This window comes from Streptomyces sp. PTY087I2 (assembly GCF_001687325.1).
Taxonomy (GTDB): domain Bacteria; phylum Actinomycetota; class Actinomycetes; order Streptomycetales; family Streptomycetaceae; genus Streptomyces.
In genome coordinates, this window is sequence record NZ_LZRD01000033.1 from 45,549 (window position 1) to 67,921 (window position 22,373).

16 protein-coding genes are annotated in these 22,373 nt (G+C 71.3%); 11 read left to right on the forward strand and 5 right to left on the reverse strand.

The annotated features are described in order from the left end of the window. The first annotated feature begins 2 nt into the window (after positions 1 to 2). The 8 genes from A3Q37_RS30015 (at position 3) to A3Q37_RS30050 (ending at position 15,363) form a co-directional block, all read left to right on the forward strand. Positions 3 to 1,022: a carbohydrate ABC transporter permease gene (locus A3Q37_RS30015; RefSeq protein ID WP_065489314.1), complete on the forward strand. Its 1,020-nt coding sequence runs from the start codon at positions 3 to 5 to the stop codon at positions 1,020 to 1,022. Then, positions 1,019 to 1,897, forward strand: coding sequence for a sugar ABC transporter permease (locus tag A3Q37_RS30020; protein ID WP_065489316.1), 879 nt, complete (start codon positions 1,019 to 1,021; stop codon positions 1,895 to 1,897). The genes A3Q37_RS30015 and A3Q37_RS30020 overlap by 4 nt, the downstream gene beginning before the upstream one ends. A 112-nt stretch (positions 1,898 to 2,009) precedes the next feature. Next, positions 2,010 to 3,686, forward strand: a complete 1,677-nt coding sequence (locus A3Q37_RS30025) for a glycoside hydrolase family 13 protein (protein ID WP_065489319.1) — start codon at positions 2,010 to 2,012, stop codon at positions 3,684 to 3,686. Further along, complete coding sequence (locus tag A3Q37_RS30030; protein ID WP_065489321.1) at positions 3,671 to 4,726, forward strand: LacI family DNA-binding transcriptional regulator; 1,056 nt, start codon at positions 3,671 to 3,673, stop codon at positions 4,724 to 4,726. Before A3Q37_RS30025 ends, A3Q37_RS30030 begins: the two co-directional genes overlap by 16 nt. A 428-nt stretch (positions 4,727 to 5,154) precedes the next feature. Beyond that, positions 5,155 to 6,888 carry a carbohydrate-binding module family 20 domain-containing protein gene (locus A3Q37_RS30035; protein ID WP_065489323.1) on the forward strand — a complete coding sequence of 578 codons (1,734 nt, stop codon included), beginning with the start codon at positions 5,155 to 5,157 and terminating at the stop codon, positions 6,886 to 6,888. Between the two features lie 86 nt (positions 6,889 to 6,974). Further along, positions 6,975 to 12,293 carry a pullulanase-type alpha-1,6-glucosidase gene (pulA, locus tag A3Q37_RS30040; RefSeq protein ID WP_065489325.1) on the forward strand — a complete coding sequence of 1,773 codons (5,319 nt, stop codon included), beginning with the start codon at positions 6,975 to 6,977 and terminating at the stop codon, positions 12,291 to 12,293. A 158-nt stretch (positions 12,294 to 12,451) separates the two neighbouring features. Further along, a complete protein-coding gene (locus A3Q37_RS30045; RefSeq protein WP_065489327.1) occupies positions 12,452 to 14,542 on the forward strand; it encodes an NB-ARC domain-containing protein in 2,091 nt (696 codons plus the stop codon). A 116-nt stretch (positions 14,543 to 14,658) separates the two neighbouring features. Continuing rightward, complete coding sequence (locus A3Q37_RS30050; protein WP_065489329.1) at positions 14,659 to 15,363, forward strand: DUF2470 domain-containing protein; 705 nt, start codon at positions 14,659 to 14,661, stop codon at positions 15,361 to 15,363. Positions 15,364 to 15,369: 6 nt separating this feature from the next. Here the strand turns inward: A3Q37_RS30050 and A3Q37_RS30055 are convergent, their stop codons facing one another. Genes A3Q37_RS30055 through A3Q37_RS30065 form a run of 3 tightly spaced genes read right to left on the reverse strand, consistent with a single transcriptional unit; the run spans position 15,370 to position 18,140 of the window. Continuing rightward, complete coding sequence (locus tag A3Q37_RS30055) at positions 15,370 to 16,098, reverse strand: TetR/AcrR family transcriptional regulator (protein ID WP_065489331.1); 729 nt, start codon at positions 16,096 to 16,098, stop codon at positions 15,370 to 15,372. A 35-nt stretch (positions 16,099 to 16,133) separates the two neighbouring features. Continuing rightward, positions 16,134 to 17,231 (reverse strand): PDR/VanB family oxidoreductase, encoded by a 1,098-nt coding sequence (locus A3Q37_RS30060; RefSeq protein WP_065489333.1) that lies wholly within the window; start codon positions 17,229 to 17,231, stop codon positions 16,134 to 16,136. A gap of 3 nt (positions 17,232 to 17,234) precedes the next feature. Next, positions 17,235 to 18,140, reverse strand: coding sequence for a metal-dependent hydrolase (locus A3Q37_RS30065; RefSeq protein ID WP_065489335.1), 906 nt, complete (start codon positions 18,138 to 18,140; stop codon positions 17,235 to 17,237). A gap of 91 nt (positions 18,141 to 18,231) precedes the next feature. Between A3Q37_RS30065 and A3Q37_RS30070 the strand changes: the two genes are divergently transcribed. Then, entirely contained in the window at positions 18,232 to 18,984 is a 753-nt protein-coding gene (locus A3Q37_RS30070; RefSeq protein WP_065489337.1) for a class I SAM-dependent methyltransferase, read from the forward strand. 27 nt (positions 18,985 to 19,011) lie between these two features. Further along, entirely contained in the window at positions 19,012 to 19,500 is a 489-nt protein-coding gene (locus A3Q37_RS30075) for a hypothetical protein (RefSeq protein ID WP_107471615.1), read from the forward strand. Positions 19,501 to 19,533: 33 nt separating this feature from the next. Here A3Q37_RS30075 and A3Q37_RS30080 read toward each other — a convergent pair whose 3' ends face one another. After that, positions 19,534 to 21,105, reverse strand: a complete 1,572-nt coding sequence (locus A3Q37_RS30080; protein ID WP_065489339.1) for a DUF1996 domain-containing protein — start codon at positions 21,103 to 21,105, stop codon at positions 19,534 to 19,536. Positions 21,106 to 21,182: 77 nt separating this feature from the next. Beyond that, positions 21,183 to 21,728, reverse strand: a complete 546-nt coding sequence (locus A3Q37_RS30085) for a carboxymuconolactone decarboxylase family protein (RefSeq protein WP_065489341.1) — start codon at positions 21,726 to 21,728, stop codon at positions 21,183 to 21,185. A 32-nt stretch (positions 21,729 to 21,760) separates the two neighbouring features. On the opposite strand from A3Q37_RS30085, the gene A3Q37_RS30090 reads away from it, so the two are divergent. Further along, complete coding sequence (locus A3Q37_RS30090; RefSeq protein ID WP_065489343.1) at positions 21,761 to 22,255, forward strand: MarR family winged helix-turn-helix transcriptional regulator; 495 nt, start codon at positions 21,761 to 21,763, stop codon at positions 22,253 to 22,255. The last annotated feature ends 118 nt before the right edge of the window (positions 22,256 to 22,373 follow it).

Below are 22,373 nucleotides of genomic sequence, written 5' to 3' on the forward strand. Positions count from 1 at the left end.
TGATGGCTGTCCACACCAGCCAGTCGGTGGTGAAGGCCGCGGGCGGGAACACCGCCCGCGGCCGGAGCCGCGGTACTGGCACCCCACCGCCGACCCCCGGCCGCCTCCGGCGCGCCCTGTCGGTCCACTGGTACGCCTGGGCCATGGTCGCCCCGGTCGTCCTCGTGATCGGCGTGATCATCGGCTACCCGCTGGTCCGCGGCATCTACCTCTCGATGACCGACGCCGACGAGCGCAACGTCGCCCGCTCCATCGGGGTCAACGAGATCCCCGCCACCTACGAGTTCATCGGCGTCGACAACTACGTCGACGCGCTGACCGGCTCGCAGTTCCTCGGCACGCTCGGCTGGACACTGGTGTGGACGGTCTCCTGCGTGAGCATCACGTTCGTCCTCGGCATGGCCCTGGCGAACATCCTCAACCGCCGTATCGCCGGACGCTCCGCCTACCGCATGGCCCTCATCCTGCCCTGGGCCATCCCCGGCTTCGTCTCGGTCTTCGCCTGGCGCTTCCTCTACAACGAGGACCGCGGGCTGCTCAACAAGATCCTGACCGGATCGGGCCTCGACGGCGTCCCGTGGCTGAACGACCCCACCTGGGCGAAGTTCTCCGTCATCGCCGTCAACGTCTGGCTCGGCGTCCCGTTCATGATGGTCGCCCTCCTCGGCGGACTCCAGTCCATCCCCTCCGAGCAGTACGAGGCGGCCGAGATGGACGGCGCGACCGCCTGGCAGCGCTTCCGGCACATCACCCTTCCCGGACTGCGCCCGGTCTCCACGACGGTGGTCCTGCTCTCCACCATCTGGACCTTCAACATGTTCCCGGTGATCTTCCTGCTGACCCGCGGCGGACCCGGTGAGGCGACCCAGATCCTGGTGACCCAGGCGTACAAGTTCTCCTTCGAGATCAGCCCCCGCGACTACGCGCAGTCCTCCACGTGGGGCGTGCTGATCCTCGTACTCCTGATGCTCTTCGCCGTGATCTACCGGCGGGTCCTGCGCTCCCAGGGAGACAACTGGTGACCACCGCGACCGACACCCCCGCCCGGCACGCCGTGCGCAAGGTCCGCCTGCGCGGCGAGCGCTCCCCGCTCGCCTCCGTGGCCCTGCACCTCACCCTGATCGTCGCCTCGGTGATCGCGGTCTTCCCGGTGCTGTGGGTCCTGCTGACCTCGCTCAAGCCCGCCAAGTACGCGACCACGACGGACTTCTTCCGCGAGACGACGCTCGTCAACTACACGAACCTCATCCGCGACACCGAGTTCCTCAACTGGTTCGCCAACTCCGTCATCATCTCCGCGCTGTCCACCGTGATCGGCGTCTTCGTCGCCGCCACCACCGGATACGCCGTCAGCCGCTTCCGCTTCCCCGGCAAGCGCGGCCTGATGTGGACGCTGCTGATCACCCAGATGTTTCCGGTCGCCGTCCTCATCGTGCCGATCTACAACATCATGTCGACCCTCGGGCTGCTCAACCAGCCGACCGGTCTCGTCATCACCTACCTCACCATCTCGGTGCCGTTCTGCGCCTGGATGATGAAGGGCTTCTTCGACACCATCCCGCGCGAGATCGACGAGTCGGGCGAGGTCGACGGCCTCACCCCGTTCGGCACGTTCTTCCGGCTGATCCTGCCGCTGGCCAAGCCGGGCCTCGCTGTCACCGCGTTCTACTCCTTCATCACCGCCTGGGGCGAAGTCGCCTACGCCTCCGCCTTCCTGGTCGGCGACGAGAACCTCACGCTGGCCGGCGGACTCCAGAAGTTCGTCAACCAGTACGGAGCCCAGTGGGGCCCCATGACCGCCGCCTCCGTCCTCATCGCCATCCCGGCCGCCCTGGTGTTCCTGTTCGCCCAGAAGCACCTGGTCACCGGCATGTCCGCCGGAGCCGTCAAGGGCTGACCACCGCCACGACGCCAGCACCCGCACGCATCACCGCACCCGTCACGGCGGCGCCGGAAACCCCCGACCCGGTCCCCGGCGCCGCTCCCCACCCAGACACCCCAGGGATGACATGACCCAGCACCTCGCTGCCCCCTCCACCGGCACGTCCGACGACGCCCCGGGCCACCGCACCGGCTGGTGGCAGGACGCGGTGATCTACCAGGTCTATCCGCGGAGCTTCGCCGACGGCAACGGCGACGGGATGGGCGACCTCCCCGGCGTCACCGCCCGCCTGCCCCACCTCAAGGACCTGGGCGTCGACGCGGTGTGGCTCTCCCCCTTCTACGCCTCCCCGCAGGCCGACGCGGGCTACGACGTCTCCGACTACCGGGCCATCGACCCCATGTTCGGCAATCTGCTGGACGCCGACGCGCTGATCCGCGAGGCGCACGCCCTGGACCTGCGCGTCATCGTCGACCTGGTCCCCAACCACTCCTCCGACCAGCACGAGTGGTTCAAGCGCGCCCTGGCCGAAGGCCCCGGCTCCGCCCTGCGTGAGCGCTACCACTTCCGCCCCGGAAAGGGCGCGAACGGCGAACTCCCGCCCAACGACTGGGAGTCCATCTTCGGCGGCCCCGCCTGGACCCGTACGGAGAACCCCGACGGCACCCCCGGCGACTGGTACCTCCACCTCTTCGCCCCCGAGCAGCCCGACTTCAACTGGGAACACCCGGCCGTCGCCGACGAGTTCCGCTCCATCCTGCGCTTCTGGCTCGACATGGGCGTCGACGGCTTCCGCGTCGACGTCGCCCACGGCCTCGTCAAGGCCGAGGGCCTGCCCGACCTCGGCACCCACGACCAGCTCAAGCTGCTCGGCAACGACGTCATGCCCTTCTTCGACCAGGACGGCGTGCACGCGATCTACCGCAGCTGGCGCACCATCCTCGACGAGTACCCCGGCGAGCGGATCGCGGTCGCCGAGGCGTGGACCCCGACCGTCGAGCGCACCGCCAACTACGTGCGCCCCGACGAGATGCACCAGGCGTTCAACTTCCAGTACCTCTCCACCGCCTGGGACGCCGCCGAGCTCCGCAAGGTCATCGACACCTCCCTCGACGCCATGCGCCCGGTCGGCGCCCCCACCACCTGGGTGCTCTCCAACCACGACGTCACCCGGCACGCCACCCGGTACGCCAACCCGGCCGGCCTCGGCACCCAGATCCGCACCCCCGGCGACCGCGAGCTGGGCCTGCGCCGCGCCCGCGCCGCCTCCCTGCTGATGCTCGCCCTGCCCGGCTCCGCCTACGTCTACCAGGGCGAGGAGCTCGGCCTGCCCGACGTCACCGACCTGCCCGACGAGGCCCGCCAGGACCCGTCGTTCTTCCGTGCTGAGGGCCAGGACGGCTTCCGCGACGGCTGCCGCGTCCCGATCCCCTGGACCCGCGAGGGCTCCAGTTACGGCTTCGGCGACGGCGGCAGCTGGCTCCCGCAGCCCGCCGGCTGGGGCGAGCTGTCCGTCGAGGCGCAGACCGGTGTGGAGGGCTCCACCCTGGAGCTGTACCGGGCCGCCATCGCCGCCCGCCGCGACCACCCGGGCCTCGGCGCGGGCACGGACGTCGAGTGGCTGGACGGCCCCGAAGGCGTCCTCGTCTTCGCCCGCCCCGGCTTCGTCTGCACCGTCAACACCACCGGCGCCCCCGTCCGGATCGCCGCCCGCGGCCGGGTGCTGCTCGCCAGCTCCCCGGTCACCGTGGACGGCGCCGAGGCCGAGCTGCCCGCCGACACCACGGTGTGGTGGACGGTGTGACACTCCCCGCGCCCAGGGCCACGGCAGCGCCGCGCCTCTCCGACATCGCCGGACAGGCGGCGGTCAGCGAGGCGACGGTCAGCCGGGTCCTGAACGGGAAGCAGGGCGTCGCGGACTCCACGCGTCAGCGGGTGCTCGCGGCGCTCGACATCCTGGGCTACGAACGCCCCGTACGGCTGCGGCAGCGCAGCGCCGGACTGATCGGCCTGGTGACGCCCGAACTCACCAACCCGATCTTCCCGGCGTTCGCGCAGTCCGTCGAACAGGTGCTGGCCGGGCACGGCTACACGCCCGTGCTCTGCACCCAGCTCCCGGGCGGGGCGACGGAGGACGAACTCGTCGAGCAGCTCGTCGAGCGCGGCGTCGGCGGCATCGTCTTCCTGTCCGGGCTGCACGCGGACACCTCCGCCGACCCGGGCCGGTATGCCGCGCTCACCGAGCGCGGCGTGCCGTTCGTCCTGATCAACGGCTACAACGAGCGCATCAGCGCCCCGTTCGTCTCGCCCGATGACAACGCTGCCGTACGGATGGCCCTCCAGCACCTCGCCGACCTCGGCCACCGCCGGATCGGCCTGGCCATCGGGCCGCAGCGCTACGTCCCCTCCCGCCGCAAGCGGGACGGGTTCGTGGAGGCGGCCGTCTCGGTGCTCGGCATGGACCGCGCCGAGGCCGAAACGCTCGTCTGCTCAACGCTGTTCAGTGTCGAGGGCGGCCAGGTGGCGGCGGGCGCCCTGCTGGACGCGGGGTGCACCGGCATCGTCTGCGGCAGCGACCTGATGGCGCTGGGCGTGGTCCGCGCCGCCCGGGGGAGGGGGCTCGACGTGCCGCGCGACGTCTCGGTCGTCGGGTTCGACGACTCGCAGCTCATCGCGTTCACCGACCCGCCGCTGACCACCGTGCGCCAGCCCGTGCAGGCGATGGCGGCGGCCGCGGTGGGGGCGCTGCTGGAGGAGATCGGCGGGAGCCCGGTGCAGCGCACGGAGTACGTCTTCCAGCCGGAGCTGGTCGTACGGGGCTCGACGGCGGCGGTCCGCGCGTAGGGCGTCTCCGGCCGAGAGGCACACGTACAGGAGAGGCACCAGGAGTCGGCCCAGGAAGGGCCGGCGGGGAGTTTCAGCGACTCCGGGTGCCTCTCTTGTCGTGACCGGCCCGGCCGGCCGGGCGCGTGGAGTCCGGAACCGTTGCGGACGGGACCGGAACCCTCGGCCGACCGGACCGGAGTCGAAGGCAACGTAACAGGCCCGCAATATCTTGCGAAAGACCTTGCAGCGAGAAAACTGCTTCATTTCGTGGATGTGAGCAGCGTGTGTCCAAAGGGTTGACCGGCAAAGGGAGGCCTCGTACGGTCTGGTCCGCGGCAAGGTTTGCATTCTTGCAGCAAGAACCTTCAGGAGCCTTGAGGGCATGGCGCGTTGCCGACTGAGGCTGCACCGTCACCCGCGTTTCCCCCACCCGCAGGAGGAAAGACATGGCACGCAGACCACTGTCTGCCGCGCTCGGCCTCGTGGCCGGCGCCGCCGCCCTCGTCGTCCCCACCGGATTCGGCGCCGCGTCCCCCGCGCAGGCCGCCGCTCCGGGCGACAAGGACGTCACCGCCGTGATGTTCGAGTGGAAGTTCGCCTCCATAGCCAAGGCCTGCACGGACACCCTCGGTCCGGCGGGCTACGGCTACGTCCAGGTCTCGCCGCCCCAGGAGCACATCCAGGGCGGCCAGTGGTGGACCTCCTACCAGCCCGTCAGCTATAAGATCGCCGGCCGGCTCGGCGACCGGGCCGCCTTCTCCGCCATGGTCAACACGTGTCACTCGGCGGGCGTGAAGGTCGTCGCGGACTCCGTCATCAACCACATGGCGGCGGGCAACGGCACCGGCACCGGCGGCTCCGCGTACACCAAGTACGACTACCCGGGCCTCTACTCCGGCGCCGACATGGACGACTGCCGGGCCGAGATCTCCAACTACAACGACCGCGCCAACGTCCAGAACTGCGAACTGGTCGGCCTCGCCGACCTGGACACCGGCGAGGACTACGTACGCGGCAAGATCGCCGGATACCTCAACGACCTGCTCTCGCTCGGCGTGGACGGCTTCCGCATCGACGCCGCCAAGCACATGCCCGCCGCCGACCTGGCCAACATCAAGTCCCGGCTGACCAACCCGAACGTCTACTGGAAACAAGAGGCGATCTACGGGGCCGGGGAGGCCGTCTCGCCCTCCGAATACCTCGGCACCGGGGACGTCCAGGAGTTCCGTTACGGGCGGAGCCTCAAGCAGGTCTTCCTCAACGAGAACCTCGCCCACCTGAAGAACTTCGGCGAGGGCTGGGGCTTCATGGAGTCCGGGAAGTCCGGCGTCTTCGTCGACAACCACGACACCGAGCGCGGCGGCGACACCCTCAACTACAAGAACGGCTCCGCCTACACCCTCGCCAACGTCTTCATGCTGGCCTACCCCTACGGCTCCCCGGACGTCCACTCCGGCTACGAGTTCAGCGACCACGACGCCGGACCGCCGAACGGCGGCCAGGTCAACGCCTGCTACAGCGACGGCTGGAAGTGCCAGCACGCCTGGCGCGAGATCTCCTCCATGGTCGGCTTCCGCAACGCCGCACGCGGCCAGGGCGTCACCGACTGGTGGGACAACGGAGGCGACCAGATCGCCTTCGGCCGGGGCGCCAAGGCGTACGTCGCCATCAACCACGAGGGCTCCGCGCTGAACCGGACCTTCCAGACCTCGCTGCCCGCCGGTGACTACTGCGACGTCCAGTCCGGCAACGGCGTCACCGTCAACGGCTCCGGCCAGTTCACCGCCACCGTCCCGGCCGGCACCGCCGTCGCCCTGCACGTGAACGCCCGTACGTGCTCCTCGGGCGGCGGCACCAACCCCGACCCGGGCCCCGGCAACGGCTCCTCCGGCGCCTCCTTCGGGGTCAACGCCACCACCCAGCTCGGCCAGAACATCCACGTCACCGGCGACCAGGCCGCCCTCGGCAACTGGAACCCGGCCAACGCCCCCCAGCTCGACCCGGCCACGTACCCCGTGTGGAAGCTGGACGTCGCCCTGCCCGCCGGGACCGCGTTCGCCTACAAGTACGTCCGCAAGGATGCGGCCGGCAACGTCACCTGGGAGAGCGGCGCCAACCGTACCGCCACCGTCCCGGCCTCCGGGAAGGTCACGCTGACCGCCGACGTCTGGCGCAGCTGACCCGTAATTCCCCCTCTTCCGCGGGCCGGTGGCACTGCCACCGGCCCGCGGCCCACCCTCCTGACACCAGCCGAGGAGCACCCTCCGTGTCCCGAACCACCCTGAGACGAGGGGCGGTGGCCGCCCTGTGCGTGGCGCTGCTGCCCGTCGTCCCGGCGGCCACCGCCGCCGCGTCACCCCGACCGCCGGCCCCGCCCTCCGACGCGAAACTGGCGAAGGAGGCGGCCCGGCACGACCTCACCCGCGAGCAGTTCTACTTCGTGCTGCCCGACCGCTTCGCCAACGGCGACGCCTCCAACGACCGGGGCGGGCTGACCGGTTCACGTCTCGACCACGGCTACGACCCCACCGACAAGGGGTTCTACCAGGGCGGCGACCTCAAGGGTCTGACCCAGAAGCTCGACTACATCAAGGGCCTCGGCACCACCGCCATCTGGATGGCCCCGATCTTCAAGAACCGGCCCGTCCAGGGCACCGGCAAGGACGCCTCGGCGGGCTACCACGGCTACTGGATCACCGACTTCACCCAGGTCGACCCGCACTTCGGCACCAACGCCGACCTGGAGAAGCTGATCGACAAGGCCCACGCCAAGGGCATGAAGGTCTTCTTCGACGTCATCACCAACCACACCGCCGACACCGTCGACTACGCGGAGAAGGCCTACGGCTACAAGCCCAAGGGAGCCTTCCCCTACCTCGACCGGACCGGCCGCCCCTTCGACGACCGCGAGGGCGTCGAGAAGGTGGACCGGAACTCCTTCCCGTACACCCCGGTCCAGGCCCCCGGCACGGAGAAGAAGGTGCCGTCCTGGCTCAACGACCCCACCATGTACCACAACCGGGGCGACTCGACGTGGGCCGGCGAGTCCAACGAGTACGGCGACTTCTCCGGGCTCGACGACCTGTGGACCGAGCGTCCCGAGGTCGTGAAGGGCATGGAGAAGATCTACGAGAAGTGGGTCCGCGACTTCGACATCGACGGGTTCCGCATCGACACCGTCAAACACGTCGACCTGGACTTCTGGACCCAGTGGGCCACCGCGCTCGACGCCTACGCGGCCAAGCGGGGCCGTAAGGACTTCTTCATGTTCGGCGAGGTCTACTCCGCCGACACCGAGGTCACATCCCCGTACGTCACCCGGGGCCGCCTGGACTCCACGCTGGACTTCCCGTTCCAGGACGCCGCCCGGCAGTTCGCCTCCCAGGGCGCGCCCGCCGACAGGCTCGCCTCGGTGTACGGCAACGACTTCCGCTACACCACCGACAAGGCCAACGCCTACGAGCAGGTCACCTTCCTCGGCAACCACGACATGGGCCGCATCGGGACCTTCCTCAAGCAGGACAACCCGGAGGCCGATGACGCCGAACTGCTCAAGCGGGCCCGGCTCGCCAACGAGCTGATGTTCTTCGGGCGCGGCAACCCGGTGATCTACTACGGCGACGAGCAGGGCTTCACCGGCGCGGGCGGCGACAAGGACTCCCGCCAGACCCTCTTCGCCTCGAAGACCCCCGACTACCTCGACGACGACCAGCTCGGCACCGACCGCACGCACGCCTCGGACGCGTACGACACCAAGCACCCCGTCTACCGCTCCATCGCCGCCCTCTCGAAGCTCACCAAGGAGCACCCGGCGCTGCGGGACGGCACCCAGATCGAGCGGCTCGCGGACGGCTCGGTGTACGCCACCTCGCGCATCGAGACGAAGCGGCCGTACGAATACCTCGTCGCCTCCAACAACGGCCCGAGCCCGAAGAAGGTCCAGCTCGCCACCGAGTCGGCCGACATGAACTTCCGTACGCTGTACGGCGGTTCCGGCACGGTCCGCAGCGGCAAGGACAAGAAGGTCACCGTCACCGTCCCCGCCCTGTCCAGCGTCGTGCTGAAGGCGGACAGGGCCGTCGGCGCGCCCGCCGCCAAGCCCGCGATCTCGCTGAAGGCTCCGGCCGCCGGCGCCACCGGCACCGTCGAGATCGCCGCCGACGTGGACGGCGGACAGCTCAACCGCGTCGTCTTCGCCGCCCAGGTCGGCAACGGGAAGTGGCGGACGCTCGGTTCGGCCGACCACGCCCCGTACCAGGTCACCCAGCACCTGGACGAGACCGTCAAGGCGGGAACGCCCCTGCGCTACAAGGCCGTCGTCGTCGACCGCACCGGCCGCACCTCCAGCTCTCTCGCCTCCACCACCGCCGGTCAGGCCCCGCCGCCCGGCAAGCCCGTCGCCGTCGAGCGCGACCGGGCCGTCGTCCACTACCAGCGCCCCGACGGCGACTACGACGGCTGGCAGCTCAAGTCCGGTGACAAGACCGCCGAGTTCATCGGGCGCGACGCGTACGGCGCGTTCGCCTGGCTCGACCTGGAGAAGGGCACCGACTCCGTCGCGTACACCGTCGAGAAGAACGGCACGGCCGACGGACCGCAGCGGACCATCGACCTCGGCGTGACCGGACAGGTCTGGATCGAGCAGGGCAAGGACGAGCAGACGGCCGAAGCCCCCGAGACCCCGCCGCAGGACACCACCAAGGCCGTCCTCAACTACCACCGTCCCGACGGTGATTACGACGGCTGGGGGCTGCACACCTGGGCCGGCGCCAAGGAGCCCACCGACTGGGCCAAGCCGCTGATGCCGGTGACGACGGACGCCTACGGGGTCACCTTCGAGGTGCCACTCGTGGACGGCGCCACCAGCCTCAGCTACATCCTCCACAAGGGCGACGAGAAGGACCTCCCCAGCGACCAGTCCCTCGATCTCGCCACCTACGGCCACGAGGTCTGGATGCTCGGCGGCAAGCCCGGCTACCTCCTCCCGCAGACCGGCGGCGGCGCGGCCCCCGACCTGTCGAAGGCCGAGGCGCAGTGGATCGACGCGAACACCGTCGTCTGGAAGGTGAAGAGCACCGACGCCACCAGCCAGCAGCTCGTGTACGCGAAGAAGGGCGGCATCTCCGTCGTCGACGGGGCGCTGTCCGACGAGGGGCAGTGGCTGCGGCTCCAGCAGGGCGAGCTGAGCGACGCCCAGAAGGCCAAGTTCCCCCACCTGAAGGACTATCCGGCGTTCACCGTCGACACCCGCGACCGCGACCGGGTCCGCGAGTCCCTGCGGGGCCAGCTGATCGCGACCCAGCGTGCCGCCAACGGGGCGCTGCTCGCCGCCACCGGCGTACAGACGGCCGGAATCCTGGACGACCTGTACGGCAAGAAGGCCGCCTCCGCCGAACTCGGCCCGGTCTTCGCCAAGTCCACGCCCACGCTCTCCGTCTGGGCCCCCACCGCGCATACCGTCTCGCTCGAACTCGACGGCCGTACCGTTCCGATGAAGCGCGACGACCGCACCGGCGTCTGGTCCGTCACCGGCAAGAAGGACTGGCGCGGCAAGCCCTACCGGTACGTGGTCACCGTCTGGGCCCCCACCGTCCAGAAGCTCGTCACCAACAAGGTCACCGACCCCTACTCCACCGCCCTGACCGCCGACTCCGCCCGCAGCCTCGTCGTCGACCTCACCGACCCGAAGCTCGCGCCCAGCGGCTGGTCCGGCCTGAAGAAGCCCGCCGCCACCCCGTTGCGGGACGCCCAGATCCAGGAGCTGCACGTCCGGGACTTCTCCATCACGGACCGCACGGCGAAACACCCCGGTGAATACCTCGCCTTCACCGACACCCGCTCCAAGGGCATGCGGCACCTGAAGAAGCTCGCCGACTCCGGCACGAGCTACGTCCACCTGCTGCCCGTCTTCGACATCGGGACCATCCCGGAGAAGAAGAAGGACCAGGCGACGCCCGGCTGCGATCTGACCGCCCCCGCACCCGACTCCGAGAAGCAGCAGGAGTGCGTGAGCAAGGCCGCCGCCAAGGACGGCTTCAACTGGGGCTACGACCCGTTCCACTACACCGTCCCCGAGGGCTCCTACGCCTCCGACCCGGACGGCACCCGGCGCACGGTCGAGTTCCGGCAGATGGTCCAGGGCCTCAACCGGGCCGGACTGCGCACGGTCATGGACGTCGTCTACAACCACACCGTCGCCTCCGGGCAGGGCGACAAGTCCGTCCTCGACCGCATCGTGCCCGGCTACTACCAGCGGCTCCTGGAGGACGGCACCGTCGCCACCTCCACCTGCTGCGCCAACACCGCGCCCGAGAACACCATGATGGGCAAGCTCGTCGTGGACTCGATCGTCACCTGGGCCAAGGAGTACAAGGTCGACGGCTTCCGCTTCGACCTGATGGGCCACCACCCCAAGGACAACATCCTCGATGTCCGCAAGGCGCTGGACCGCCTCACCCTCGCCAAGGACGGCGTCGACGGCAAGAAGATCATCCTGTACGGGGAGGGCTGGAACTTCGGCGAGATCGCCGACGACGCCCGCTTCGTCCAGGCCACCCAGAAGAACATGGCCGGCACCGGCATCGCCACCTTCTCCGACCGGGCCCGCGACGCCGTGCGCGGCGGCGGCCCCTTCGACGAGGACCCCGGCGTCCAGGGCTTCGCCTCCGGCCTCTACACCGACCCCAACTCCTCGCCCGCCAACGGCACCCGCGCCGAGCAGAAGGCCCGGCTGCTGCACTACCAGGACCTGATCAAGGTCGGCCTCACCGGCAACCTCGCCGACTACACCTTCACCGACACCTCCGGGCGTACGGTCAAGGGCTCGGACGTCGACTACAACGGGGCGCCCGCCGGATACGCGGCCGCACCCGGCGACGCGCTGGCCTACTCCGACGCCCACGACAACGAGACCCTCTTCGACGCCCTCGCCTTCAAGCTCCCGGCTGCTTCCACGGCCGCCGAGCGGGCCAGGGCCCAGGTGGTCGCCATGGCCGCCTCCGTCCTCTCCCAGGGGCCCTCGCTCTCCCAGGCGGGCAGCGACCTGCTGCGCTCCAAGTCCCTGGACCGCAACTCCTACGACAGCGGCGACTGGTTCAACGCCCTGCACTGGGACTGCCGCGACGGCAACGGCTTCGGACGGGGGCTCCCGCCCGCCGCCGACAACCAGGACAAGTGGCCGTACGCCAAGCCGCTCCTGGCCGCCACCGGCACCATCGCGCCGAACTGCGGCCAGATCGACGGGGCTTCGGCCGCCTACCGCGACCTGCTCACCATCCGTACGACCGAGAAGGAGTTCTCGCTCTCCACCACCGGCCAGGTGCAGTCCGCCCTGTCCTTCCCGCTCTCCGGCAAGGACGAGGCCCCCGGCGTGATCACCATGCGCCTCGGCAAGCTCGTCGTCGTCCTCAACGCCGCCCCGGACACCGCGACCCAGCGGCTCGCCGCACCGGCCGGGAAGACGTACGCCCTGCACCCGGTCCAGGCCAAGGGCGCGGACCTTACTGTCAAACGAGCCAGGTACGACGGGAAATCAGCCACTTTCACCGTACCGGGACGCACCGCGGCCGTCTTCACTCTGCGCTGACCACCCGCGGCACTACGGTGACGGCAGACGTCGGCAACGGAGCCGCGACAGCCGTACCCGGTACCGTCCGGCCGGCCCCGCCCACCCCTCCGGGGGAGGACGGGGCCGGCCGCGGCCGTCGGCCCGCCGGCGCACCCTGCCCCAGCGTGCGGACGGTGATGATGACCAAGGTGGGATACCTTCCCGAGGAGACGAGCAGCTTCGTCGGGAGGCGGGCCGAACTGGCCCGGCTGCACACCGCGTTGACCACCCGGCGGATGACCACCCTGATCGGCCCCGGCGGGGTCGGCAAGACCCGGCTCGCGCTCCGGGCCGCCCGCGCGGTCGCCGACCGTTACGCGGACGGCGCCTGGTGGGCCGACCTCTCCCCGCTCTACGACGACCGGCTGCTGCTCCCCACCGTCTCGGACGCGGTCGGGCTCGCCGACCACACCCTGCGGATGCCCGCCGAGGCGCTCTGCGAATGGCTCGGCGACAAGCACCTCCTGCTGGTCCTCGACTCCGCCGAACACCTCCGCGGCCCCTGCTCCCACCTGCTCGCCGAGCTCCTGACCACCTCCATCGGCCTGACCGTCCTGGTCACCAGCCGGCAGCCGCTCGGCACCCGCGGCGAGCACGTCGTCCAGGTGCCGCCGCTCCCGGTCGACGGAGCACCCGACGCCCTCCAGCTCTTCGCCGACCGGCTGCACGCCGCCGACCCCCGGGCCGGCCTCGACGCCCCCGGGGACGAGGCGGCCGCCGCCGAGATCTGCCGCCGCCTCGAAGGCATCCCGCTCGCCATCGAACTGGCCGCCGCGGGCATCGGCCGGCACAGCGTGGCCCAGCTCGCCGCCCGGATCGGCACCCGCTTCGACGCCCGCAGCGGCACCGTCACCCTCGACCCCGGAGCCTCCCGGCTCGACCTCCTCGCCGACGAGACCGTCTGGCCCCGCCGCCACCGCACCCTGCGCACCGCCATCGGCTGGTCCCACGAGCTGTGCACCCCGCTGGAACGCCTCCTGTGGGCCCGGCTCACCCCGCTGCGCACCGACTTCGACGCGGAGGTCGCCCGCGAGGTCTGCGCCGGGGGGCCGCTCACCCCCGGCGAGGTGGACCGGGCGCTCCAGGGCCTCGTCGCCCAGTCCGTCGTCCAGCGCGACGGCGACCGCTACCGGATGCTCGACACCCTGCGCGAGTACGGCCGCATGTGGCTCGCCGAGCTGGGCGAGGCCCGCGCCGCCGCCGACCGGCACGCGAGCAGCTTCCTCGGCCTCGCCCGCCGCGCCCACGAGGGGTGGACCGGCCCCGACCAGGTGTCCTGGTACCACAAGGTGTCCGACACCCATCTGGACCTGTGCGCCGCCCTGGAGCACCTGCTCGCCCACGACGTCGTCGGCGCCCAGGAGATGGCGGGCCGGGTCGGCTTCTTCTGGGCCTGCTGCGGCCATCTCTCCGAGGCCCGGAACTACGCCCAGCGCGCCCTGGACGCGGGCCCCGTCGAGGGGCCCCGCCGGACCAGGCTCCAGTGGGTCCTCGGCGTCGCGGCCCTGCTCCAGAGCGACTTCGCGACCGCCGAGAAGTACGGGGCGCTCTGCACGGCCACCGCCCTGTACGACCGGGACGACGAGGGCATGCTCGGCGCCACGTATCTCTCCGGGCTCACCCAGCTGATGACCGGGCAGCCCGCGGCGGCCCTGGAGGCGGCCGGGCGCGTCCTGCGGATGACCGAGGGCGTCCCCGTGGACTCCGGCCACCGGCTGCGCTGCCGCCTCGTCACCGTCTTCGCGCTCACCGCGCTCGGCCGGCTCGCCGAGTCCGAGGCGGCGGCCACCGCGCTGCGCCGGGCCTGCGAACGCGGCGGCGAGTTCTGGACCCGCTCCTACGCGGACTACCAGCTCGCCCTGATCGCCCTGCTCCAGGACCGCCCGGAGGCCTCCGCCGACCACGCCAGGGCGATGCTCGCGGGCAAGCACCGGCTCCGCGACAGCTTCGGCATCGCGCTGGGCCTGGACCTCCTGGCCGCCGCCATCGCCGCCCAGGGCGCGGGCGCCCAGGCCGCCCGGGTCTACGGCACCGGACACGCGTACTGGCGGATGGTCGGCCACCCCCAGCGCGGTACGCCCGAGCTGGGCCCGGTCCGCGAGCGGTGCGAACTCCAGGCGCGGGCGGCCGTCGGCGACGAGGCCTACCAGCAGGCCTTCGAGCGCGGCCAGTCGGACAACGCGGAGGTCGGTCTCGCCGCCGCCCTGCGCACCGAACTACAGCTCTGACCAGCGGCTGAGCGGCACTCGTGTCCCCGGACTACCCGCACCCCTCGCGTTGTGAGTAAGGTTAGGCATGCCTAAGTAGCTGCTTGGGTTCCGCTGACCCTCCCTGGAGAACCCGGATGCGTCTTTCCCGCCCCCGCGCCACGCAGCCGACCCGCGCCGAGCGTGTCCGGTCGATCCTGACCGTCGCCCACTCCATGACGGTGGTCAGCGACGGCCTGCACACCGAAGTCCGCCGCCTCGACGGCACGGGCGCGATGGGCCACATCCACCTGCATGCCCCGAACGACGGCAATCACGCGCCCAGCGCCGAACGTGTCCCGGCCCGCCTGGAGTTCACGGACATCGCCGCCACTCCCGTACGCGACCGGCTGCGCGCCCGCGTCACGGTCACCGGGCTGCTCGCCTCCCCGTACAGCAACGACACCGAGCAGTCCACCTGCATGGAGTTCGGCCAGGCCGTCCTGGAGGACGCCGAGGGGCGCACCTTCGTCACCCTGGAGGAGCTGGAGGAGGCGGAGACCGACCCGATCGCCGCCTGCGAAGCGGGCATGCTCACCCACCTCGTCGACGACCACGCCGAGCTGGTCCCGCTCCTGCTGCGCCTGGTCCACCCGCGCCCGGAGCGCGGCATGACCCGGGCCGTGCCGCTCGCGATGGACCGGTACGGGGTCACCCTGCGGCTCGAATACCCGGACACCCACGAGGACGTCCGGCTGCCGTTCCCCCGCCCCGTCACCGAGATCGACCAGGCGGGCCCGCAGATCCACGCCCTGCTGGCCGCCGCCCGCCGCGTCTCCCACCGCAACGGCCTGCCCGCCTGAGCCGCCCTACGGCTCGGGCAGCCGCTGCGCCGGTACGGCGGGCACGTCCGGGGCGAACGCGGAGAGCCGGGCCAGCAGGTCCCCGAACGGGCCGTCCGCCGGCTCCTGCGACAGCACCCGCAGCACGATGCCCGCCATCTCCTGGTCGTACGCGGCGCTGACGGCGGCCAGCGCCGCGAAGTCGTGCACCAGCTGCGTCTCCAGCTCCTCGCGCGGAATGCGCCGCCCGTCCAGCCAGATCAGCGCCGTCGACTCGGCCAGCGACACCCAGGAGCGGACCACCAGCTCCAGCCGGGCGGGCGGTTCGGCCACCCCGAGGTGCGTGATGATCTGCTCGTACGCGGCCTGCCGCACCCCGTCGATCATGGCGTTCGCCGTCGAGGAGCCGACCGCGGGCCCGCCGCGCATCAGCGCCGAGAAGCCCGGGCCGTGCTCGTCGACGAAGTCGAAGAACCGCCCCATCACCCGCAACAGCCGGGCCCCCAGGGGCCCTTCGAGCGGTTCCAGGAAGCGGGCCGCCAGCTCGTCGGCGGCCCGCCGCAGCGCCGCCTCGTACAGGCTCTGCTTCCCGGGGAAGTAGTGGTACACCAGCGGACGCGAGATCCCCGCGGCGGCGGCGATCTCGTCGATCGACACATCCTCGGGCGAGCGGCGGCTGAACAAGTCCAGCGCGACGCCGATCAGTTGCTGTCTGCGCTCGTCGACGCCCATCCTGCGCCGCACCCCGGTCGTCATGCGAACAGCCTATCGGGGGCGAGGCCGTGCGGACCCTAGAGGTCGAGGACGAGACGCTCCCCCCGGCACCGCGAGACGCAGATCAGCATCGAGTCGCCCCGCTCGTCCTCGGTCAGCAGCTCGTCCCGGTGGTCGATCTCGCCCTCCAGGACCCGCTGTTGGCACGTCCCGCAGAACCCCTGCTCGCAGGAGTACGACACATGCGGCAGCTCCGCGCGGACGGCGGCCAGCACCGACTGCCCGGCCGCGACCGGCACCGTACGCCCGCTGCGCCGCAACTCCACCTCGAACGCCCCGGAGCTCTCGGCGCCTTCATCGGTGCCGGCCGCGCCGCCCGTCGCCGCCGAGAACCGCTCCAGATGCAGGGTGCAGCCCTCGGGGAGGGCGGCGGTGGCGGCGGCCATCAGCGGCTCGGGGCCGCAGCAGTAGACCGCCGTCCCCGGGGCGAGGCCTGCCAGCGCCCCTGCCACGTCCGGGTGGCCCGCCTCGTCCTGCGCGACGACCGTGACCCGGTCCCCGTCCGCGCCCAGCTTCTCGATCTCTTCCAGGAACGGCATCGACGCCCGCGACCGGCCCCCGTACAGCAGCCGCCACTCGGCCCCCGCCGCGGCCAGCGCCCGCAGCATCGGCAGGACCGGGGTGATGCCGATACCGCCGACGACGAAGACGTACCCCGGGGCCTCGGTCAGCGGGAAGCGGTTGCGCGGCCCGCGCACCTCCACCTCCAGGCCCTCCTGGAGCTGTTCGTGCACCTCCCGCGAACCGCCCCGGCCGTCCGCCACCAGCCGCGTCGCCACCGTGTACGCGCCGGTGTCCTCCGGGTCCCCGCACAGCGAGTACTGCCGCACCAGACCGGACGGCAGCACCAGATCCAGATGGGCCCCGGGCGACCAGGGCGGCAGGCCGGGGCCCTCCAGGCGGAGCTGGACGACGCCTTCGGCGACCTCGGTCCGCCCGGTGATCAGCAGCTTGCGGACCGCTGTCGCGCGGCGCTTCGAGTGGCCCGATATCGGCTCGGGCAGGGCGGGCAGCGGCCACAGCGGGGACCGGGCGATCCGGCGTTTCAGGGCGCGCCGGGTGAACAGGGCGGCGCCGGAGACCAGCACGACGGTACGGAGACGGGGCAGCGCCATCGGTCAGGCCCCCTTCGCGGTCTCGGCCTCGGCGGCCAGCGCGGCGGGGGAGCGGGTCAGATACTCCACGGCCTGGGCCGTACTGCCCTCCTGCGAGGGGTGGTAGGACCGGCTGAGATAGCTGGGGACGGAACGCAGGATCGAGCCCGTGCTCGGCAGCGTGCCCCGCTTCCCGCTCGCGTGGAACGCCTTGAAGGAGGCCTTGCCGTCCAGCAGTGTCGGGTCGTTCTCCATGAAGAACCGGGCGCCGCGCTGCCACAGGAACACCAGCGCGGAGAACGCGGCGGCCCAGGTGCGCACGCGCCGCCGGTAGCCGCCGTCCACATGCATGAAGACGTCGAAGGCCACCGACCGGTGCTCCACCTCCTCCGCCCCGTGCCAGCGCAGCAGGTCCAGCATGGTCGGATCGGCGCCCTTGCGGTCCAGCGCCTCCGCGTTGAGGATCCAGTCCCCGAGGAAGGCCGTGTAGTGCTCGATGGCCGCGATCATCGCCACCCGTTCCATCAGCCACCACTGCGACGGCCGCCCCGGCGGCAGCGTCCGGTCCCCGAGCAGCTTCTCGAAGAACCAGTCGACCTGCGCGGTGTACGGGGTCGGGTCGAGGCCCAACTCCCGCAGATGCGGCAGCACATCGTCGTGCGCCTGCGAGTGCACGGCTTCCTGCCCGATGAACCCGATGACGTCCTCGCGGAGCTGGTCGTCGTGGATGTACGGGAGGATCTGCCGGTAGACGTGGATGAACCAGCGTTCCCCGGCCGGGAGCAGCAGATGGAGCACGTTGATGGTGTGCGTGGTGAACGGGTCGCCCGGCACCCAGTGCAGGGGGGTCTTCTCCCAGGCGAAGGACACCTTGCGGGCCTTGAGGTGCGTCCGCTCCGATGCGACCGCCGCTGGCTGCGTGTTAGACATGTTGTCAATGTACTGAGGGGTATGCGGTCGGACCAGAGGCGTGCAGAGATTTTCCCTGCGGCTCGGGGAGGCGGCGCGCGATGATCGCTGTATGACGAAACCTGTGCAGGCCCGTTCCTTTGACGCCATCGCCGCCGCCTACGACGCCCACCGCCCCTCCTACCCGCCCGCGCTGTTCGACGCGATCGAGGAGCTGGCCGGAATCCCGCTCGCCGGGGCCCGGGTCGCGGACGTCGGCGCGGGCACGGGGCTCGGCACGGCCCGGCTGTACGAGCGCGGGGCCCGGGTCACCGCGGTGGAGCCGGGCGACGGGATGGCCGAGCAGTTCGCCCGGAGCCTGCCGGACGTGCCCCTGGTGCGGGGCGACGGGAACAACCTGCCGCTGCGGACCGGGTCGATGGACCTGATCACGTACGCCCAGGCCTGGCACTGGACCGACCGCGCCCGCTCGATACCCGAGGCCCGCCGGGTGCTGCGGCCGGGCGGGGCGCTCGCCCTCTGGTGGAACGACGGCGACCCGTCGGTGGAGTGGCTGGTCGAGCAGGAGAACCGGATGCGGGTCTTCTTCGGGGTGGACATCCCGGCCGTCCCCGGCATGAGGGCCCGCTACCGTGCCGTGCTGCCCGACGGGCTCGACTACCGCACCCGGCAGGTGGCCTGGAGCCGTCGCGTACCGCTGGACGCGCATATCGCCAACATGGCCACCCACTCCGACTTCCTGATCGGCGATCCGGTGGCGGTCCGCGACTTCTTCGACCGCGAACGGGCTTTGCTGACCGCCCTGTTCCCGGACGGCGAGGTCGAGGAGGCGTATCTCGTGAGTCTTGCCGTAGCCCACCCCTGAGCCCGGATTCGGGTGCAGGATGGGCCGATGGCGACAGAACCGGAATGGCGAGGCGCACGGCGCGGCGGAGCAACAGCGGTGGTCCTGACGGGAATTCTGCTCCTGGCCGGGTGCACCGCGGAATCGTCCGACGACGGCAGGGGACAGGATCGGCGCACGCCGAAGCCGGCCGCGACGGGCACGCTGGAGCAGCTGGCCAAGAAGGCCGGCTGCGACCCGAACGTACAGACCGACGCGGCCGAGCTCCGGCAGGCCAACTGCACGACGGACGAAGGGCGTTACGTCCTCGCCACCTTCGCCACCGATCGCGGGCAGCGGGAGTGGATCAACGAGGCCAAGGACTACGGGGGTTCGTACCTCGTCGGACGCCGGTGGGTCGCCGTCGGCGAACCGGACGTGGTCGCGGCGCTGCGCGGCCGGCTCGGGGGGACGGTGGAGACCGCCTCGCCTCACCACTCGGGGGACAGTGGCGGAGGGGGGAGCGAGGACGGGCACTCCGGTCACCACCCGGGCTGACCGCGCAGGTTCACGGGGGCCGCACGCGCCGCGTCAGCGGCAGCGGCGGCCGTCGTTGATGCACCGCACCATCTTGTTCATCAGCCGGTCGTCGAAGACGTTGATGAAGTCGCCGTGATCGGTGATCGGTTTGTGCAGCTGCTCGGGGAACGAGTCCACGGCGAAGCCGGGCCCCGGCGGAACGTCGTAGACGATGCGCTGCACCAGCTGCGGCACCGCCCGGAACCCGTTCGGGCACCGGCCGTTCTCCTGGGCGAACGCCACATGGGTGCGGTGGTTGGCGCTGTCGGTGTTCTGCCCGTCCCAGCAGTTCTGGAAGGCGAACGTCCGCACCACCTGACTGCCCTCGGGGCAGATCGGATATTTGTCCGTCAGCTGGCGGTCCTCGAATCCGGTGCAGCTCCACGAGGCGTTGGCATTGGCGTCGCCGTTGGTGAACGCCTTCGCGTCCCCGGTGATGATCCGCAGGAAGCGCGGCATCGCGGTGACCCGGCCGACGGGCGAGCCGACGAACTTCAGCGTCACCTGGGACGGGGTCTGGATCTCCCCGACGTTCTGGTCCCGGCCGCCGCCGTCCGCGTCCACGTCGTTCTCGTCCTGCCCGTTCTGAAGGCGCAGGACCGGCCAGTAGTAGGTGGAGCGGTCGCCCTGGTTACGGCAGGTCGTCGCGCCGTTCGCCAGATCGTCGTCGCTCGCGAAGGCGTCGTTGGCCTGGTTGCCGATGTAATCGTGCATATGGTGCGCGCCGTTGCTCACGCCGGGCGCGACGATGACGTTGTCCGGGTTGAATTTCCCGTTCTCATTACGGCCGCAGTCGGTGGTGAAGGTGCCCCGGGACGCGCCCCGGCGCTGGCGGGGCCGGTCGACGTTGGGCTGGACGGACTGGATATCGACGAAATCGGCGGCCACGGGCCCGTTGCCGCCCTGGCCCTGGTCCTGCCCGGGGTCTCCGCCCTGGCCGGGATCCTGACCTTGCCCCGGGTCCTGGCCTCCCGGGTCCTGCCCCTGGCCCCCGTCCTGGCCCTGATTCTGCCCTTGGTCCTGGCCCTGGCCATCGTCCTGACCGCCGCCACCACGGCCGCCGTTGCCGCCACCGCGGCCTCGGCCGTCGCCGTATCCGCCGCGGCTGTCGTCGGCGCGCAGGCTGCATCCGGCAAGGCTCTCCAGCCCCGCCGGCCGCTCGCCCACGCGCCCGATCGCGATGCCGATGCGGTCGAGGCTCGCCGACCGCTTGCTGCGCAACGGGCCGAGCACGGCGTTCTCCGCCAGCCCGGGATCCCGGGCTATCTGCTCCTTCCGGTCCGCGAACTGCCGGTAGGCGTCGGTGATCTGGGTATCCATCGCCGCGAGTTCGCGGTCGACCTCCCCGCGTGCCTCGTCCGGCACCTCGGGCAGTCCGTTGACGGCTTCGGGACAGTCGATGGTGGACAGCTGGCGGCCCGCGTTCTGCGTCCGGGTGGGCGGAGAAGAACCGGACGGTCCTTCTCCCGCGGAGGCGTAGACATTGACCGCGACCAGCCCACCTCCCCCCAGGATCAGGGCTGCGGAGGCGGCGATGGCCCGGTTGGCCAGCGTGGAACGTTTCTTGCGCGATGTGCGTCGCATGGGACTCCTCTGCTTCGAGGGAGAAGCGTGACGTCCCATACGGACGGGGAGCCCGGCCCGTTCACCTCATCCGCCGACTACTGTGCGAACGCGGCCAGTTGCTCGTCCACCGGGGCTCCCGTGAGCCGGTTGGCCAGGGTCGACAGGGTGTACGCGCCGATGCCCAGGACCACTTCGAGGGCGTTCTGCTCGGTGTGGCCGTACGCCAGGAAGTCCCGCAGCTCCGCGTCGTCCACCGCGCCCGCCGAGGCGAGCACCGCGAGGGTGAACCGCCGTACGGCTTCCAGGCGTTCGTCGGGAAGAGCGGGGCTCCCGGGGTCGCGCAGGGCGGCGATCAGTGCCGGGTCGGCGTTCAGGGCGGTCAGCTTCGCGGTGTGCATCGCCACGCAGACGTGGCAGTCGTTGCGGGTGGCCATCGTCATGACGACGACCTCGCGGGAGAGCGGGTCCAGCGTGCAGGCGTCGAAGATCGCGCTGATCTTCAGGAAGCCGTCCAGGGTGTGGGGCGAGGCCGCGAGCCGGGCGACGGCGGCGGGCCGGTAGCCAAGGCGCTCGGTCACCGCCTCCAGGGCGCGCCGCGATGCGGGTGGGGCGGTATCGGGGGTGAGATCGGCAAAGGGCATGGCGAACCTCTCGCGGAGATAGGATCGACAACATGGTTGACGAAAAAAAGGTAAACCAGGTTGTCGAGTCTCGCAACGGCTTCGAGCTGCCGCTGCTGCTCTTCGCCGGGTTCCGCTCGATCATCGATGCCCTGCACCGGGACCTCGCCGAGCACGGACACCCCGAGACCCGGCCCGCGTACGGCTTCGCCCTCCAGGCGGTGGGACGCGACGGCGCGGCCATCAGTGAGATCGGGCGGCGCCTCGGGGTCTCCAAGCAGGCCGCCGGAAAGACCGTCGACAAGCTGGAGACCCTCGGTTACGTGGAGCGCGCCCCGGACCCCGCCGACGGCCGGCGCACCCTGATCCGCCTCACCCCGCACGGCGTCGACCTGCTGATCCGGTCCGCCGAGGGCTTCGACCGGCTGCGCGCGGACTGGGCCCGGACGCTCGGCGAGGACCGGCTGGCCGCCCTGGAGCGGGACCTGCGCACGATGGCTCCGGGCGGCGCGTTCCGGCTGGACGCGGCGGGGTGGTTCGCGGGCTGAACGGGGCGGGGAGCCCGGCCGCGTGCGACGGGCTGGGGGCCCGGCCGCGTACGGCGGGGCTGGGGGCCCGGCCGCGTACGGCGGGGCTGGGGGCCCGGCCGCGTACGGCGGGGCTGGG